16 protein-coding genes are annotated in these 16,368 nt (G+C 71.7%); 12 read left to right on the top strand and 4 right to left on the bottom strand.

Annotated elements, in window-relative coordinates; all coding sequences use genetic code 11:
* Positions 1 to 3: 3 nt before the first annotated feature.
* Entirely contained in the window at positions 4 to 735 is a 732-nt protein-coding gene (locus QF027_RS16870; RefSeq protein ID WP_306981385.1) for an MBL fold metallo-hydrolase, read from the bottom strand.
* Between the two features lie 150 nt (positions 736 to 885).
* Here QF027_RS16870 and hrcA point away from each other — a divergent pair, with 150 nt between their 5' ends.
* Genes hrcA through QF027_RS16845 form a run of 5 tightly spaced genes read left to right on the top strand, consistent with a single transcriptional unit; the run spans position 886 to position 5,339 of the window.
* Positions 886 to 1,902 (top strand): heat-inducible transcriptional repressor HrcA, encoded by a 1,017-nt coding sequence (gene hrcA, locus QF027_RS16865; protein ID WP_057615852.1) that lies wholly within the window; start codon positions 886 to 888, stop codon positions 1,900 to 1,902.
* Positions 1,903 to 3,042 (top strand): molecular chaperone DnaJ, encoded by a 1,140-nt coding sequence (dnaJ, locus tag QF027_RS16860; protein WP_007381949.1) that lies wholly within the window; start codon positions 1,903 to 1,905, stop codon positions 3,040 to 3,042.
* Positions 3,043 to 3,094: 52 nt separating this feature from the next.
* Positions 3,095 to 4,171 carry a nitronate monooxygenase gene (locus QF027_RS16855; protein ID WP_306981390.1) on the top strand — a complete coding sequence of 359 codons (1,077 nt, stop codon included), beginning with the start codon at positions 3,095 to 3,097 and terminating at the stop codon, positions 4,169 to 4,171.
* A complete protein-coding gene (locus QF027_RS16850; RefSeq protein WP_306981392.1) occupies positions 4,168 to 4,929 on the top strand; it encodes a 16S rRNA (uracil(1498)-N(3))-methyltransferase in 762 nt (253 codons plus the stop codon). Before QF027_RS16855 ends, QF027_RS16850 begins: the two co-directional genes overlap by 4 nt.
* A 17-nt stretch (positions 4,930 to 4,946) precedes the next feature.
* Positions 4,947 to 5,339 carry a VOC family protein gene (locus tag QF027_RS16845; RefSeq protein ID WP_306981394.1) on the top strand — a complete coding sequence of 131 codons (393 nt, stop codon included), beginning with the start codon at positions 4,947 to 4,949 and terminating at the stop codon, positions 5,337 to 5,339.
* Here the strand turns inward: QF027_RS16845 and QF027_RS16840 are convergent.
* Positions 5,281 to 5,571 carry a hypothetical protein gene (locus QF027_RS16840; protein WP_306981396.1) on the bottom strand — a complete coding sequence of 97 codons (291 nt, stop codon included), beginning with the start codon at positions 5,569 to 5,571 and terminating at the stop codon, positions 5,281 to 5,283. The two genes, QF027_RS16845 and QF027_RS16840, sit on opposite strands and share 59 nt — an antisense overlap.
* 181 nt (positions 5,572 to 5,752) lie before the next feature.
* Between QF027_RS16840 and QF027_RS16835 the strand changes: the two genes are divergently transcribed.
* From QF027_RS16835 to QF027_RS16815, 5 genes are read left to right on the top strand one after another with little or no spacing between them, the layout of a single operon-like run.
* A complete protein-coding gene (locus tag QF027_RS16835) occupies positions 5,753 to 6,286 on the top strand; it encodes a hypothetical protein (RefSeq protein WP_373431001.1) in 534 nt (177 codons plus the stop codon).
* A gap of 45 nt (positions 6,287 to 6,331) precedes the next feature.
* The gene (locus tag QF027_RS16830) at positions 6,332 to 9,547 is read left to right on the top strand and encodes a S41 family peptidase (RefSeq protein WP_307075438.1); all 3,216 of its coding nucleotides are present in this window, start codon (positions 6,332 to 6,334) and stop codon (positions 9,545 to 9,547) included.
* A gap of 33 nt (positions 9,548 to 9,580) precedes the next feature.
* Positions 9,581 to 9,934, top strand: a complete 354-nt coding sequence (locus QF027_RS16825) for a histidine triad nucleotide-binding protein (RefSeq protein WP_306981402.1) — start codon at positions 9,581 to 9,583, stop codon at positions 9,932 to 9,934.
* 5 nt (positions 9,935 to 9,939) lie between these two features.
* Entirely contained in the window at positions 9,940 to 10,845 is a 906-nt protein-coding gene (locus QF027_RS16820) for a ribonuclease Z (RefSeq protein WP_307075436.1), read from the top strand.
* 20 nt (positions 10,846 to 10,865) lie between these two features.
* On the top strand, positions 10,866 to 11,855 hold the full coding sequence (locus QF027_RS16815; protein WP_306981406.1) for an adenosine deaminase: 990 nt from the start codon (positions 10,866 to 10,868) through the stop codon (positions 11,853 to 11,855).
* Between the two features lie 8 nt (positions 11,856 to 11,863).
* Here the strand turns inward: QF027_RS16815 and QF027_RS16810 are convergent, their stop codons facing one another.
* Positions 11,864 to 13,048, bottom strand: a complete 1,185-nt coding sequence (locus QF027_RS16810) for an MFS transporter (protein ID WP_306981408.1) — start codon at positions 13,046 to 13,048, stop codon at positions 11,864 to 11,866.
* A gap of 186 nt (positions 13,049 to 13,234) precedes the next feature.
* The gene (locus tag QF027_RS16805; RefSeq protein ID WP_307075434.1) at positions 13,235 to 14,017 is read right to left on the bottom strand and encodes an IclR family transcriptional regulator; all 783 of its coding nucleotides are present in this window, start codon (positions 14,015 to 14,017) and stop codon (positions 13,235 to 13,237) included.
* Positions 14,018 to 14,174: 157 nt separating this feature from the next.
* Here QF027_RS16805 and QF027_RS16800 point away from each other — a divergent pair, with 157 nt between their 5' ends.
* Both QF027_RS16800 and QF027_RS16795 read left to right on the top strand, forming a co-directional pair.
* On the top strand, positions 14,175 to 15,077 hold the full coding sequence (locus tag QF027_RS16800) for a 5-dehydro-4-deoxyglucarate dehydratase (protein WP_373432499.1): 903 nt from the start codon (positions 14,175 to 14,177) through the stop codon (positions 15,075 to 15,077).
* On the top strand, positions 15,074 to 16,363 hold the full coding sequence (locus QF027_RS16795; protein ID WP_307075430.1) for a glucarate dehydratase family protein: 1,290 nt from the start codon (positions 15,074 to 15,076) through the stop codon (positions 16,361 to 16,363). Before QF027_RS16800 ends, QF027_RS16795 begins: the two co-directional genes overlap by 4 nt.
* Positions 16,364 to 16,368 lie beyond the last annotated feature (5 nt).

Raw genomic sequence — 16,368 nt, 5'->3', positions numbered from 1 at the left:
GAGTCATGACGACACGCCGAAGCGGGCCGCCAGCGCGTCCCGTTGTGCCCGGACGAACGCCGCGTCCACCACCGCTCCGTGACCGGGCACGTACAGCGCGTCCTCGCCGCCCAGCTCCAGCAGTCGGTCCAGCGCGGCGGGCCAGTGCGGCGGTACGGCGTCCGGGCCCGCCTGCGGTTCGCCCGACTCCTCGACCAGGTCGCCGCAGAAGACGACCTCCGGGGAACCGGGGACGAGGACGGCGAGGTCGTGGGCGGTGTGGCCGGGGCCGACGTTCGCGAGCAGCACCTGGCGGCCGCCGCCGAGGTCGAGCGTCCACTCGCCGCAGACGTGATGCCGGGGAGAGACGAGGGCGTCCACCGCCTCGTCGGCCATCGCCGGGTCCAGCCCGTTGCGCACCGCGTCCGCCCGCAGCTCCGCACGTCCCAGCCGTCCCCTCAGCACCGTCTCCGCACCCACCGCGCCGAACACCTCCGCGCCGGCGAACGCCGCCGCCCCGAAGACATGGTCGAAGTGGGGGTGGGTGAGCGCGAGATGGGTCACACGATGACCGGCGAGTTCCTCGGCCTGTGCGCGCAGGCGGGCGCCCTCCGCGAGGCCGGAGCCGGAATCGATCAGCAGGGCCGTGCCCTCGCCGATCACCAGGCCCGCCGTGCAGTCCCAGCCGGGCAGCCGGCACCGCCCCACCCCGGTCGCGACCCGCTCCCACCCGAGCTCTTCCCAAGTCACCGTCATACCGCGACGCTAGCCGTACAACCCGTTACGCAGGGACCAGCCTTGCCCATGGACTACCCCACCGCCGTACACTGGCCGGGGAGCGCTGGCACTCGGACGGACAGAGTGCCAGGCGAGGCGCCAAGGGAACGACTTCTGGAGGTGTGCGCGATGCTGAGTGAACGCAGGCTCCAGGTGCTGCGCGCCATCGTCCAGGACTACGTCGGCACCGAGGAGCCGGTCGGGTCGAAGGCCCTGACCGAGCGGCACAACCTCGGCGTCTCCCCGGCGACCGTCCGCAACGACATGGCGGCCCTGGAGGACGAGGGGTTCATCGCCCAGCCGCACACCAGTGCCGGGCGGATCCCGACCGACAAGGGCTATCGGCTGTTCGTCGACAAGCTGGCGGGCGTCAAGCCGATGACCGCGCCCGAGCGGCGCGCGATCCAGAACTTCCTCGACGGCGCCGTCGACCTCGACGACGTCGTGGCCCGGACCGTGCGGCTGCTCGCGCAGCTGACCCGGCAGGTCGCCGTCGTGCAGTACCCGTCCCTCACCCGCTCGACCGTGCGGCATGTGGAACTGCTCTCGCTCGCCCCCGCGCGCGTGATGCTCGTGCTGATCACGGACACCGGCCGGGTCGAGCAGCGCATGGTCGACTGCCCGGCGCCCTTCGGGGAGGCCTCGCTCGCCGATCTGCGGGCCCGGCTCAACAGCCGGGTCGCGGGACGGCGGTTCGCCGATGTGCCGCGACTGGTCGAGGACCTGCCCGAAGGCTTCGACGTCGAGGACAGGGGTACGGTCACGACAGTGCTCTCCACCCTCCTGGAGACACTCGTCGAGGAGAACGAGGAGCGGCTGATGATCGGCGGCACCGCCAATCTCACCCGCTTCGGACATGACTTTCCCCTCACCATCCGGCCCGTCCTGGAGGCCCTGGAGGAGCAGGTCGTCCTCCTCAAACTCCTTGGCGAGGCGGGGGATTCGGGCATGACCGTACGCATCGGTCACGAGAACGCCTACGAGGGACTCAACTCCACTTCAGTGGTGTCGGTCGGCTACGGTTCGGGCAACGAGGCAGTCGCCAAGCTCGGCGTGGTCGGACCGACCCGCATGGATTACCCGGGAACGATGGGAGCGGTACGCGCAGTGGCACGGTACGTCGGACAGATCCTGGCGGAGTCGTAAGTGGCCACGGACTACTACGCCGTTCTCGGCGTGCGCCGCGACGCGTCGCAGGATGAGATCAAGAAGGCGTTCCGTCGGCTCGCGCGCGAGCTGCACCCGGACGTCAACCCGGATCCGAAGACGCAGGAGCGGTTCAAGGAGATCAACGCCGCCTACGAGGTGTTGTCGGACCCGCAGAAGAAGCAGGTCTACGACCTCGGCGGCGACCCGCTCTCGCAGGCCGGCGGCGGTGGCGCGGGCGGCTTCGGGGCCGGTGGGTTCGGGAACTTCTCGGACATCATGGACGCGTTCTTCGGCACGGCGTCGCAGCGGGGTCCGCGCTCGCGCACGCGGCGCGGCCAGGACGCGATGATCCGTCTCGAGATCGAGCTCGACGAGGCGGCCTTCGGCACGACGAAGGACATCCAGGTCGACACGGCGATCGTCTGCACCACCTGCAGTGGTGAGGGCGCGGCGCCGGGGACCTCCGCCCAGACGTGTGACATGTGCCGCGGCCGCGGTGAGGTGTCGCAGGTGACGCGGTCCTTCCTGGGCCAGGTCATGACGTCCCGGCCGTGCCCGCAGTGCCAGGGCTTCGGCACCGTGGTCCCGACCCCGTGCCCGGAGTGCGCCGGCGACGGCCGGGTCCGCTCGCGCCGCACACTGACCGTGAAGATCCCGGCCGGCGTGGACAACGGCACGCGGATCCAGCTCGCGGGTGAGGGCGAGGTCGGTCCCGGTGGCGGTCCCGCCGGTGACCTCTACGTCGAGATCCACGAACTCCCGCACTCGCAGTTCCAGCGGCGCGGCGACGATCTGCACTGCACGGTCACCCTCCCGATGACGGCCGCGTCGCTCGGCACGAAGGTGCCGCTGGAGACGCTGGACGGCATGGAGGAGGTCGACATCCGGCCCGGTACCCAGTCCGGCCAGTCGATCCCGCTGCACAGCCGGGGCGTCACCCACCTGCGCGGCGGCGGCCGGGGCGACCTCATCGTCCACGTCGAGGTCCAGACCCCGACCAAGCTGGACCCCGAGCAGGAGCGCCTCCTGCGCGAGCTGGCGAAGCTGCGCGGCGAGGAACGGCCCACGGGGCAGTTCCAGCCGGGTCAGCAGGGGCTGTTCTCCCGGTTGAAGGATGCGTTCAACGGTCGTACCTGAGCTGTCGAAGGCCCGATTCGGACTTGTTCGGAGGACGTGACAACATGCCGTCATGTCCTCCGCGCTGACCGGTCTCTTCCGTCATCCGATCGTGCAGGCCCCCATGGCGGGCGGCGTCTCCGTGCCGCGGCTCGCCGCCGCCGTGTCCGAGGCGGGCGGGCTCGGGTTCCTCGCCGCCGGGTACAAGACGGCCGACGGGTTGTACCAGGAGATCAAGCAGCTGCGCGGGCTGACCGGGCTGCCCTTCGGGGTCAACCTGTTCATGCCGCAACCCGAGTACGCCGACCCCGCGGCCGTCGAGGTCTACGCCCATCAGCTCGCCGGCGAGGCCACCTGGTACGAGACCGAGCTCGGCGACCCCGACAGCGGCCGTGACGACGGCTACGACGCCAAGCTCGCCGTACTCCTCGACAACCCCGTGCCGGCGGCCTCCTTCCACTTCGGCATCCCGAGCAGCGAGACCCTGGAGTCGCTGCGCCGCGCCGGCACCTTCACCCTCGTCACCGCGACCACGCCCGAAGAGGCCCTCGCCGTGCAGTACGCGGGCGCCGACGCCGTCATCGCGCAGGGCGTGGAGGCCGGCGGTCACCAGGGCACCCACCGGGACCTCCCCGAGCAGGACGGCTCCGGCCTCGGACTCCTCTCCCTCGTCGCCCAGATCCGAGAGACGGTGACCATCCCGATCGTCGCCGCCGGCGGCATCATGCGCGGCAGCCAGATCGCCGCCGTCCTGGCCGCAGGCGCGAGCGCGGCCCAGCTCGGCACGGCGTTCCTCGCCACACACGAGTCCGGCGCCCACGACGTGCACAAGCAGGCGCTGACCAACCCCCTCTACGTCCGCACCGAGCTGACCCGCGCCTTCTCCGGCAGACCGGCTCGTGGCCTGGTCAACCGTTTCCTGCGCGAGCACGGACCGTACGCGCCCGCCGCCTACCCCGAGGTCCACCACCTCACCGCCCCGCTCAGGAAGGCCGCCGCCAAGGCCAAGGACGCCCAGGGCATGGCGCTGTGGGCGGGCCAGGGGCACCGGATGGCACGCGAGCTGCCCGCGGGACAGCTGGTGGAGATACTCGCCGCCGAACTCGACGCCGCCAGGACAGCGTTGTCAGGCATGGGGGACCTGCGATGACCGCACCGGTGTTCGTCGTCGAGCGCTTCGTCGAGCAGACCGAGCCGGGGAGCGGCGGACGCTACGTTCTCGACGGCCCCGAAGGCCGCCACGCCGTCTCCGTGAAGCGGCTCCAGCCCGGCGAGGACGTCATCCTCACCGACGGGGCCGGGCGCTGGGCCGACTGCGTGGTGCTCGGCACCGAGGGCAAGGACCGGCTGATCGTCCAGCTCGACTCGGTGAGCGAGGAACCCCAGGCACAGCCCCGCATCACCGTCGTCCAGGCCCTCCCCAAGGGCGACCGCGGGGAACTCGCCGTCGAGACCATGACCGAGGTCGGCGTCGACGCCGTCGTGCCCTGGCAGGCCGCCCGCTGCATCACCCAGTGGAAGGGCGACCGGGGCCTGAAGGCGCTCGCCAAGTGGCGGGCCACCGCCCGCGAGGCCGGCAAGCAGTCCCGCCGGGTCCGCTTCCCGGAGGTCGCGGACGCGGCGACGACCAAACAGGTTGCCGCACTTCTCGCCAAAGCCGACTTCGCCGCCGTGCTCCACTCCGACTTCGACCGCGGCAGCGAGCCGCTGGCCACCGCCGAACTCCCCGACGAGGGCGAGATCGTACTGGTCGTCGGACCCGAAGGAGGCGTCGCCAAGGACGAGTTGGCGCTCTTCGAGGAGGCCGGTGCGCGCGCCTACGTCCTCGGGCCCACCGTGCTGCGTACCTCGACCGCCGGAACCGCGGCGACCGCTCTGCTCCTCGGCCGCACCGGCCGCTGGTCCTGACCCTTGGAAGGACGGCTGTGGAACTCGCCCAAGTACGCCTGCTCGTCACCGACTTCGCCGCCTGCTACCGCTTCTACGGCGAGGTCCTCGGCCTCAAGCCCCAGTCGGGGGCGACGGGCGGGCCGTACGAGAAGTTCAGCCCCGCCACCGGCTCCGCGGGCATCGCCCTGCAGGACCGGTCGATGATGGCGGAGGTCCTCGGTGAACTGGGCGACACGGCCACCGGCCACCGCTCCCTGGTCGTGCTCCGCGTCGACGACCTGGACACCTACTGCGAGCAGATCGCGTCCCGCGGTGCCACCCTGCTGCACGGCCCGTCCCCGATGACGGACCGGATGCGCGTCGCCCACCTCAAGGACCCGGAGGGCAACCTGGTGGAGCTGCAGGAGTGGCTGCTGCTGCGCGGCTGAGCACCGCGTCGAACAGGTCCCAGCCGTCCAACTCGGCTGCACCGGGCAGGAGTCCGCGGTCCGTCGCCTCGTCGACCAGATGCCGTACGACACCGGGTTCGTTGAGGTTGAGCAGCTTCCCGGGGCCGGTCGACACGCAGCCGACGTACGAGTAGCCGCCGGAGATGCCCCCTCGTTCGCCCTCCCGGAAGACGACCCGGGTGCGGACCCCGTCGCGGACCAGGTGGCACATCGCGGCAGACGTCGCCGTCGCGGTGCTTGTGCCGGACGCTCCACAGGTAGGTCGTCCGGCCGTCCACGACGAGCGTTCTCGCCGCACGGTCCTTGCGCATCCGCCCACCGTAGCCCGACCGGCGCGCAGGTGGCCGTATGCGCCCTACCGTCCCCGGCGGGACAGTGGCAGGCTGCCCCCCATGGTGGCGTTGAGACGGAACTGGCGTCGGCCGCGCGGGGTGCGAGTAGCGGGTGTCATGGGGGTTGCCGTGCTGGCCGTGGGCGGGGTCGCCGCGTGTGATCCGACCGGCGTGGTCAGCTCCGCGACCGTGTCGTACACCACCGACCAGCTGGTCACCAAGGAGCTGAACCGGCAGAAGGCCGACGTGAGTTGGCTGACCTGCACGGCCTCGTACGACAACGGCGACCGGACACCGAGTTCCAGTGTGAACACCGTCGCCACCGTCGACTGCGACGGGAAGACACGGGACGGCAAGGACATCACCGTCAAGGGCAAGGTGACCCGGACCGTCAGCGGCGCGTGTGTGCGCGGGGACCTCACCGCCACCGTCGGCGGCAGGCAGTGGTTCCACGTGGAGGGGCTCGGCGACTGCAACGCCACGCCCACCCCGCCGGTCAACAACCCTGGGCAGCCCGGCCCGACCGTCACGGTGACCGTCACGAAGACGATCTGGTGCCAGAACGACCCGCAGTGCTGGCCCGACGGCAAGTGATCGAAACCTCTGTGCACGGGGACCGCCCGTGCGTAGGGTGATCGGGTGACACAGCCTGCGACGTCTGCATATCTCCGGTTTCCGCATCTGCAGGGCGAGCTGGTGGCCTTCACCGCCGAGGACGACGTGTGGCTCGCGCCGCTCGACGGCGGGCGCGCCTGGCGGGTCAGCGCGGACAACGTGCCGGTCACCCACCCCCGTATCTCGCCCGACGGCACGACCGTCGCCTGGACCTCCGCCCGCGACGGAGCCCCCGAGGTGCACATCGCCCCGGTCGACGGCGGACCGTCCAGGAGGCTGACCCACTGGGGCAGCGCCCGCACCCAGGTGCGCGGCTGGACCCCGGACGGCGAGGTCCTCGCGATCACCACCCACGGCCAGGCCAGCCTGCGCCGCAGCTGGGCGCACACCGTCCCGCTCGACGGCGGCCCCGGCACCACCCTGCCGTACGGGCCCGTCGGCCAGGTCGCGTACGGACCGGCGACCGTGATCCTCTCCGCGCCCATGGGCCGGGAGGCCGCCTGGTGGAAGCGGTACCGGGGCGGCACGGCGGGCAAGCTGTGGATCGATCCCGAGGGCGACGGCGAGTTCGTACGCCTGCATGAGGAGTTGGACGGAAACCTGGAGTACCCCGTGTGGGCGGGCGACCGGATCGCCTTCCTCTCGGACCACGAGGGCACCGGGGCCGTCTACTCCTCCCTCGCCGACGGCTCCGACCTGCGACGGCACACCCCCCTCGACGGTTACTACGCCCGGCACGCGGCAGGTGACGGCACCCGGATCGTCTACACCTCCGCCGGCGAGCTGTGGATCCTCGACGACCTCGACGGCGCCGAACCGCGCCGCCTGGAGGTCCGGCTCGGCGGACAGCGCGCCGACCGGCAGCCGTTCCCCGTGGACGCCTCCCGCTGGTTCGGCTCGGCCGCCCCCGACCACACCGCGCGCGGCAGTGCGGTCGCGGTGCGCGGTGCCGTCCACTGGGTCACCCACCGCTCGGGCCCGGCCCGCGCGCTCGCCGCCGAACCCGGCGTCCGGGCCCGGCTGCCGCGCACCTTCCGCACGGAGGGCGAGGAGTGGGTGGTGTGGGTGACGGACGCGGAGGGCGACGACGCCCTGGAGTTCGCGCCCGCCACCGGTCTCGCCCCCGGCGCCACCCCGCGCCGCCTCGCCGCGGGACAACTCGGCCGCGTCCTGGGTCTCGCCATGGCCCCCGACGGCAGCCGGGCCGCGGTCGCCGCGCACGACGGCCGCGTGCTGCTCGTCGAGCGGGAGACCGGCGAGGTCCGCGAGGTCGACCGCAGCGAGGACGGCGACGTACGGGGGCTGACCTTCTCGCCCGACTCGGCCTGGCTCGCCTGGTCGCACCCCGGCCCCGCCCCGCTCTGCCAGCTCCGCCTCGCCAACACCACCGACCTGTCGGTCACCGAGGCGACCCCGCTGCGCTTCCAGGACTACGCCCCCGCCTTCACCCTCGACGGCAAGCACCTGGCGTTCCTGTCCAACCGCTCCTTCGACCCGGTCTACGACGAGCACGTCTTCGACCTCGCCTTCGTGGTCGGCGACCGCCCGCACCTGATCACCCTGGCAGCGACCACCCCGTCCCCGTTCGGCCCGCAGCGCCACGGCCGCCCCTTCGAGGCCCCCGACAAGGACGAGACCCCCGACAGCGAGGGCACCCCGGCCACCCGTATCGACCTCGAGGGCCTCGCCGACCGGATCGTGCCCTTCCCGGTGGAGGCCGGCCGCTACTCCAACCTCCGCGCGGCCAAGGACGGCGTCCTGTGGCTCCGGCACCCCGTCCAGGGCGTCCTCGGCTCCTCCCGGGCCACCCCGGACGACCCCGACCCCAAGACCGACCTCCAGCGCTACGACCTCGCCCAGCAGCGCCTCGAGCACCTCGCCGCCGACGCCGACCACTTCGCCGTCAGCGGCGACGGCAAGCGGGTCCTGCTGTGGACCGACGGCCGCCTGAAGGTCGTACCGAGCGACCGCCGTGCCTCGAACGACGACGACAGCGACACGAACATCAGCGTCGACCTCGGCCGCATCCGCCAGACCGTCGACCCGTCGGCCGAGTGGCGCCAGATGTACGCGGAGACCGGCCGCATCATGCGCGACCACTTCTGGCGCCCGGACATGAGCGGTGTCGACTGGAACGGCGTGCTCGACCGTTACCGACCCGTCCTCGACCGTCTGGCCACCCACGACGACCTCGTCGACCTCCTCTGGGAGGTCCACGGCGAACTCGGCACCTCCCACGCCTACGTCACCCCCCGCGGCGGCCACGGCCACGGCCCCCGCCAGGGCCTGCTCGGCGCCGACATCTCCCGCCACGAGGACGGCCCCCAGGGGTCGGCGCAGTGGCGCATCGACCGCATCCTGCCGACCGAGACCTCCGACCCCGACGCCCGCTCCCCGCTCGCCGCACCCGGCGTCGCGGTCCGCGCCGGGGACGCGATCGTCGCGGTCGGCGGCCACCCGGTCGACCCGGTCACGGGCCCCGGCCCGCTCCTGGTCGGCACGGCGGACAAACCGACCGAGCTCACGATCTCCCCGTCCGGCGGCGGCGAGCTGCGGCACGCGGTCGTCGTACCGATCTCCGACGAGGAACCCCTGCGCTATCACGCCTGGGTCGCCGACCGCCGCGCCTACGTCCACGAGAAGTCCGGCGGGCGGCTGGGGTACTTGCACGTCCCGGACATGCAGGCCCCGGGCTGGGCCCAGATCCACCGCGACCTGCGGGTCGAGGTGGCCCGCGAGGGGCTCGTGGTCGACGTCCGGGAGAACCGTGGCGGCCACACCTCCCAGCTGGTCGTCGAGAAGCTGGCCCGCCGGATCGTCGGCTGGGCGCTGCCGCGCGGGATGCGCGCCTACAGCTACCCGAGGGACGCGCCGCGCGGCCCTGTCGTGGCGGTGGCGAACGAGTTCTCGGGATCCGACGGCGACATCGTCAACGCGGCGATCAAGGCGCTGGGCATCGGCCCGGTGGTGGGAACACGCACATGGGGCGGGGTCATCGGCATCGACAGCCGCTACCGCCTGGTCGACGGCACGCTGATCACCCAGCCGAAGTACGCGTTCTGGCTGGAGGGTTACGAGTGGGGCGTGGAGAACCACGGGGTGGATCCGGACGTGGAGGTCGTGCAGAGGCCGCAGGACCACGCGGCGGGCAGGGACACGCAGCTGGACGAGGCGGTGAGGATCGCCCTGGAGGCGTTGGAGAGCAGTCCTGCCAAGATTCCGCCGACCCTGCCTGACTAAGATGCCCCCGAGATCCGAGGCGAAAGGAACACCATGCCAGGGGAACCCCAGGGCGACTGCCTGTTCTGCAAGATCGTCGAAGGCCACATCCCGGCGACGATCGTCCGGGAGACCGACACCACCGTCGCCTTCCGGGACATCAACCCTCAGGCCCCCACCCACGTCCTGGTGATCCCCAAGGCCCACTACGAGACCGCCGCGGCGCTCGCCGCCGCCGCGCCCGAGCTCGCCGCCGACGTCCTCCGCGAGACCCAGGCCGTCGCCGAGGACGAGAAGCTGGAGAGCTACCGCACCGTCTTCAACACCGGCAGCGGCGCCGGCCAGACCGTCTGGCACGCCCACGCCCACGTGATCGGCGGCCGCGGCCTGCACTGGCCGCCCGGATAACCCACGTGTCCGTACGTGAACTGGTCGTCCTCGGCACAGCCAGCCAGGTCCCCACAAGGCACCGCAACCACAACGGCTACCTGCTGCGGTGGGACGGCGAGGGCATCCTCTTCGACCCCGGCGAGGGCACCCAGCGTCAGATGCTGCGCGCCGGGGTCGCCGCCCACGACCTCAACCGGATCTGTGTCACCCACTTCCACGGCGACCACTCCCTCGGCCTCGCGGGCGTGATCCAGCGCATCAACCTCGACCGGGTCCCGCACGAGGTCACCGCCCACTACCCGAAGTCGGGGCAGCGCTTCTTCGACCGGCTGCGGTACGCGACGGCGTACCGGGAGACCGTCCGGCTCACCGAGGCACCGGTCGCCGAGGACGGGGTCATCGCGCGCACCGGCGGCTACACCCTCCAGGCCCGCAGGCTCTCCCATCCCGTCGAGTCCTACGGCTATCTCCTCACGGAGGCCGACGGCCGCCGCATGCTCCCCGACCGCCTCGCCGCGCACGGCATCAAGGGGCCCGACGTCGGCCGGATCCAGAGGGAGGGCTCCCTGAACGGCGTCCTCCTCGACGACGTCAGCGAGGTCCGCCGGGGTCAGCGGTTCGCGTTCGTCATGGACACCCGCCTCTGCGACGGCGTCCACGCCCTCGCGGACGGCTGCGACCTGCTCGTCATCGAGTCGACCTTCCTCGACGAGGACGAACAACTCGCCGTGGAGCACGGTCATCTGACCGCCGGTCAGGCCGCGAGGGCCGCCCGCGACGCCGGTGTACGGCATCTCGTGCTCACGCACTTCAGTCAGCGGTACGCCGAACCGGAGGAGTTCGAGCGGCAGGCGCGGGCGGCCGGCTACGAGGGCGAGCTGACCGTGGCCCACGACCTCCTGCGGGTCCCGGTTCCGAAACGGCGATAAAGCAGCCGTACGATGCGTTGATGTCCCTCCCCAAAGCTGAACTGCACCTGCACATCGAAGGCACCCTGGAGCCGGAGCTGGCTTTCGAGCTCGCCGCGCGCAACGGCGTCGAGCTGCCGTACGCCGACACGGACACGCTCCGCAAGGCGTACCGTTTCGAGGACCTCCAGTCCTTTCTGAACCTGTACTACGAGCTCATGGCCGTCCTGCGCACCGAGCGGGACTTCGAGGACCTGGCGAACGCCTATCTCGCCCGGGCCGCCGCGCAGGGGGTGCGGCACGCGGAGATCTTCTTCGACCCGCAGGCGCACATCGCGCGCGGCGTGGGGATGGGGACGGTCGTCGAGGGATTGTGGCGGGCGCTGGCCCACAGCGAGGCCGTGCACGGCGTGTCGACGCAGCTGATCATGTGCTTCCTGCGGGACGAGTCCGCGCAGTCCGCTCTCGCGACCCTCGAGGCCGCCAAGCCGTATCTCGACCGGATCGTCGGTGTGGGGCTCGACTCAGCCGAGGTGGGGCATCCTCCGGTGAAGTTCCGCGAGGTGTACGAGGCCGCGGCGGCGCTGGGACTGCGGCGGGTGGCTCACGCCGGGGAGGAGGGGCCGCCGGAGTACATCGTCGAGGCGCTGGATGTGCTCGGGGTGGAGCGGATAGACCACGGGCTGCGGTGCATGGAGTCTCCGGAGTTGGTCGCGCGGCTGGTGCGGGACCGGGTTCCGCTGACCTTGTGTCCGTTGTCCAACGTGCGGCTTCGTACGGTCGATGTGCTCGCCGGCCATCCGTTGCCGGCGATGCTGGATGCCGGGTTGCTGTGCACGGTGAACTCCGACGACCCGGCGTACTTCGGGGGGTATGCGGGGGACAACTTCGACGCGGTGCGCTCGGCGCTGGGCCTGGGCGAGGAACGGTTGCGGGAGCTGGCCCGCAACTCCTTCCTCGCGTCCTTCCTGGAGCATGACGAGGAGTTGCGGGCTCGGTACCTCGCGGAAGTCGAGGCCTACGAGTTCTGAGGCGGCACCTATGCGGCCGTTGCCCTGTCGTACGTCTGGGTCTCCACCGGGATCTCCACCACCGGGAGTTGACGCCTGCCCGCACCCGTCGCGACCGCCGTCATCGGTACGGCGATCAGCAGCAGGCCGACGGCCAGGACCGTGCCCATCGCCGGGAAGCCGGCCTGCGTGGCCAGCAGGCTGCCGGTCAGCGGTCCCGCCGCCGTGCCCAGTGAGGATGCCGAGCCGACCAGGACCGCCCAGCGGCCGCGGGGGTCCAGGGAGGCGGCCAGGCCGATGACGTACGACAGGACGATCGGGTAGAGCGTGTTCCACGCGATCTCGCCGGACGCGAAGGACGTCAGGTCGGTCGCCGATGCGCTGAGGGTGATGCAGGCGGCGATGAGGACGGTGCCGCCGCCGATGGGGAGCGCGCGGCCGAGGCGTGGGCCCAGGGCGCCCGCGCCGACGACGCCCAGCAGGCCCGCGCCGAGGGCGATCGCGAAGACGGCGCCGACCGTTGCCTCGGAGAGGTGGGCCTGGGTGAGGCCGATGCGGCCGCTGACGCCCCAGAGGGCGTTCTGGGCGAGGGACCAGCAGAGCAGAGTGCCGGCGAGGAGGAGGCCGGCACGAGGGTGGGGGAGCGGGGTGCGCGTCTCCCGGCTTCGGGCGGGGGCCGTGGCGAGGGGGAGACGGCCCGTCAGGGGCCAGACCGCCAGCGCGGTGAGGGCGATCGCGGCCAACGGCCGGCCGTGACCGGGGCCCAGGTGCGGAACGGTCAGGTACACGGCGCCCGCGAGTGCGGAGACACCGAGGAGCCCGACCGTGGTGATGCGGTGCGGGTCCGGCTGGGCGGCGATGCCGGTGGCGGCCACCGCCGTCGACGTACCGGATCCGAAGCCGCCGATCAGCGCGCCCACGACGACGGCCGGGACGGCGTGGGCGAGGGCGGCGCCGCCGTAGCCGAGGACGGCGAGGGCGAGGCCGATGCGGGCGAGGGTGCGGGGGCCGACGCGGTCGACGCGGGAGGCGAGCAGGAAGCCTGCCGCCGCTGAACTCAGCAGCAGCGCGCTGCCGACGGCACCCGCCTCGGTGGCGGTGAGCGGAAGCCCCGAGTCGAGCCTGCCGACGGTGGTCGGGAGGAGATAGGGGGCGAGGTACCCGGCGGTGAAAAGGGCAACGAGGGGCCAGGGCAGGGTGGTGCGGGCGGACACGGGCGTTCCCAGGGCATGCGAAAGAAGCGGCTCGAAAAGGGGGTGGGCGCAGGCCGTCGACGGACAGGAACGCGCGAAGAATTTGTATCAAGCACGCGGTTGCGGAAGAAGCCCAGGCTGCGTGATGTGGCTCACGTTTCGTTTGGAGTGAGGGAAGTCGGGTAGAAGCGGGCCCCCCAGTGCCCCCTAACGCCAACCAGGGGCGCCGCCCGCGCCCGGTACCGTCGCCTCGATCTTGCCTCTGATCTCGCGCATCACCGCGATGATCTGCTGCTCGTGTTCCGACGTCAGACGGGCGACCGGGACCGAGCAGCTGATGGCGTCCTGCGCGGGGGTGTCGTAGCGCAGACAGAACCCGAAGCCGACGATGCCGAGGACGCCCTCCTCGCGGTCGATCGAATAGCCGCGTGCGCGGATCTCGGCGAGGTCCGCCAGCAGGGACTCGCGGGTGGTGTGGGAGTTCGGGGTGAGTGCCTCGTACGGCCCTTCGGGGAGCCTCTCGTCGGGCCACTCCGCCAGCAGCGCCTTGCCCAGCGCGCCGACGTGCGCAGGCAGCCGGCGGCCCACCCTGCTGATCGTCCGCAGGTACTCGTGCGACTCACGCGTCGCCAGATAGGCCACGTCCCGGCCGTCGAGCCGACCCATGTGGATCGTCTCACCCAGTGCCTGGGACGCTTCGTCGAGATACGGCCGTACGACCCGCACGCGCACGTCGGAGTCCAGGTAGCTGGTGCCGGTGAGCAGGGCGTGGATGCCGATGCCGTAGAGCGAGCCGGTGATGTCGGTGCGGACCCAGCCGCGCGAGATCAGGGTCTGGAGCAGCGCGTACATCGAACTGCGCGGCACCGCCAGCGCGTCCGCGAGCTCCTGGAGCCGTGCCGGGTGGTCGCCGCGCGCGGCCAGCAGTTCGAGGAGCTCGACCGTGCGGGCCGCCGACTTCACCTCGCGGACGCCACCTGTCTCTGACATGCGCTGATGGTAATCGGCCCGCCGAACCGCACGCCGACCCATTGACGGACGGCGTTCGCCTATCTAATCTTCATCTCCATACGTAGATACTGTCTACATGGGGAGATGAGCGAGGGTGACCCTCGACCCGGACACGGCCCGACGACTGCGGGACGGCATGGCACGCGGTGTGCTGTCGTTCCCGCTCACGAGCTTCCACGATGACGGCACCCTCGACCCGGACGGCTTCCGCGCCCATGTCGCCGCCCAGATCGCCACCGGCCCCGGCGCGCTCTTCCCGGCCTGTGGCACCGGTGAGTTCTTCTCGCTGGACGAGGACGAGTACCGGCAGGTCGTCACCATCGCGGTCGAGGAGGCCGGCGGCCGGCTGCCCGTGGTCGCCGGAACCGGCTACGGCTGGGCACAGGCCGTTCGTTTCGCCCGGATCGCCGAGGAGGCGGGCGCGGACGCGCTGCTGGTCCTCCCCCACTACCTGGTCGCCGCCCCGCAGGACGGACTGGTCGCGCAGCTGGAGCAGATCGCGGCGCGGACGCGGCTGCCGCTCATCGCCTACCAGCGCGGCCAGGTCGCCTTCGGCGTGGACGCGTTCAGGCGGGTCGCCGAGATCCCCGGTGTCATCGGCCTCAAGGACGGACACAGCGACCTCGACCGGCTCCAGCGCCTCACGCTCGCCGCCCCCGAAGGCTTCCTGTTCTTCAACGGCGCCTCCACCGCCGAGATCCAGGCCCGCGCCTACGCCACCGTCGGCGTCCCCGCCTACTCCTCGGCCGTCCACGCCTTCGCCCCCGAGATCGCGAACGCCTTCTTCACCGCCCTGCGCGACGGCGACGAGGGCGACGGCACGGTCGGGAAACTGCTGCGCGACTTCTACGTTCCGCTCGTCGAACTCCGCGACCGCGTGCCCGGATACGCCGTCTCGCTCGTGAAGGCGGCGGCACGGCTGCGGGGACGCCCGGTCGGGCCGGTGCGCGCGCCGCTCACCGATCCGTCCGCCGCCGACCTGGCGGACCTCGAGCGGCTGCTGGCCTCCGGACTCGACCTCGTAGGAGCCGACCTGTGAACCTCACGATCGCCGACGTCCGCCTCACGCCGATCCTCGTCGCCGATCCGCCCCTGCTGAACACACAGGGCGTCCACCAGCCGTACACGCCCCGGCTGATCGTCGAGGTCGAGACCGCCGACGGGGTCACCGGGGTCGGGGAGACGTACGGCGACACCAAGTACCTGGAGCTGGCACGGCCGTTCGCGTCGAAGCTGATCGGACGTCAGGTCGGTGACCTGAACGGCCTGGTCACCGTCGCGGATCAGATGGCCGTCGATTCCTCCCGGGTCTCCGGACAGGTCGACGTCGGCGGGCTGCGGGGCGTGCAGACGGCCGACAAGCTGAGGCTGTCCGTGGTCTCCGGATTCGAGGTCGCCTGCCTCGACGCGCTGGGCAAGGCCCTCGGGCTGCCGGTGCACGCCCTGCTCGGGGGCAAGGTGCGCGACGCGGTCGAGTACAGCGCGTATCTGTTCTACAAGTGGGCCTCCCATCCCGAGGGCGTCGCCTCCGAGAAGGACGACTGGGGGGCGGCCGTCGATCCCGCAGGGGTGGTGGAGCAGGCCCGGTTGTTCACTGAGCGCCATGGCTTCACGTCCTTCAAGCTCAAGGGCGGGGTTTTCCCGCCGGACGAGGAGATCGCGGCGATCAGGGCGCTGGCCGAGGCGTTTCCCGGGCACCCGCTCCGGCTCGATCCCAACGGGGCCTGGAGCGTGTCGACTTCGCTGAAGGTGGCCGCGGAGCTCGGCGATGTCCTGGAGTACCTGGAGGATCCCGCGCTGGGGACGGCGGCCATGGCCGAGGTCTCCGCCGGGACCGGTGTCCCGCTGGCCACCAACATGTGTGTGACGACCTTCGCGGAGATCAAGGAGGCGTTCGCCCGGGACGCGGTTCAGGTGGTGCTCTCGGATCACCACTACTGGGGCGGGCTGCGGAACACCCAGCAACTCGCCGCGATCTGCCGGACGTTCGGGGTGGGAGTGTCCATGCACTCCAACACGCATCTGGGGATCTCGCTGGCCGCGATGACGCATGTCGCGTCCACCGTGCCCAACCTTCACCACGCCTGTGACTCGCACTATCCATGGCAGTCGGAGGACGTGCTCAGCGAGCGCCTGACGTTCGAGGGCGGGGCCGTGAAGGTCTCCGACGCGCCCGGCCTCGGCGTCGAACTCGACCGGCAGAAGGTGGAGTTCCTGCATCGGCGGTGGCTCGATGACGACGGCTCGCTGCGGGAGCGGGACGACGCTGCGGCCATGCGGGTGGCCGAGCCGGGGTGGGTCACGCCGGTGGTGCCTCGTTGGTAGTGGCC

Source organism: Streptomyces canus (assembly GCF_030816965.1).
Classification (GTDB): domain Bacteria; phylum Actinomycetota; class Actinomycetes; order Streptomycetales; family Streptomycetaceae; genus Streptomyces; species Streptomyces canus_E.
This window is presented reverse-complemented; position numbering and strand designations above follow the sequence as displayed.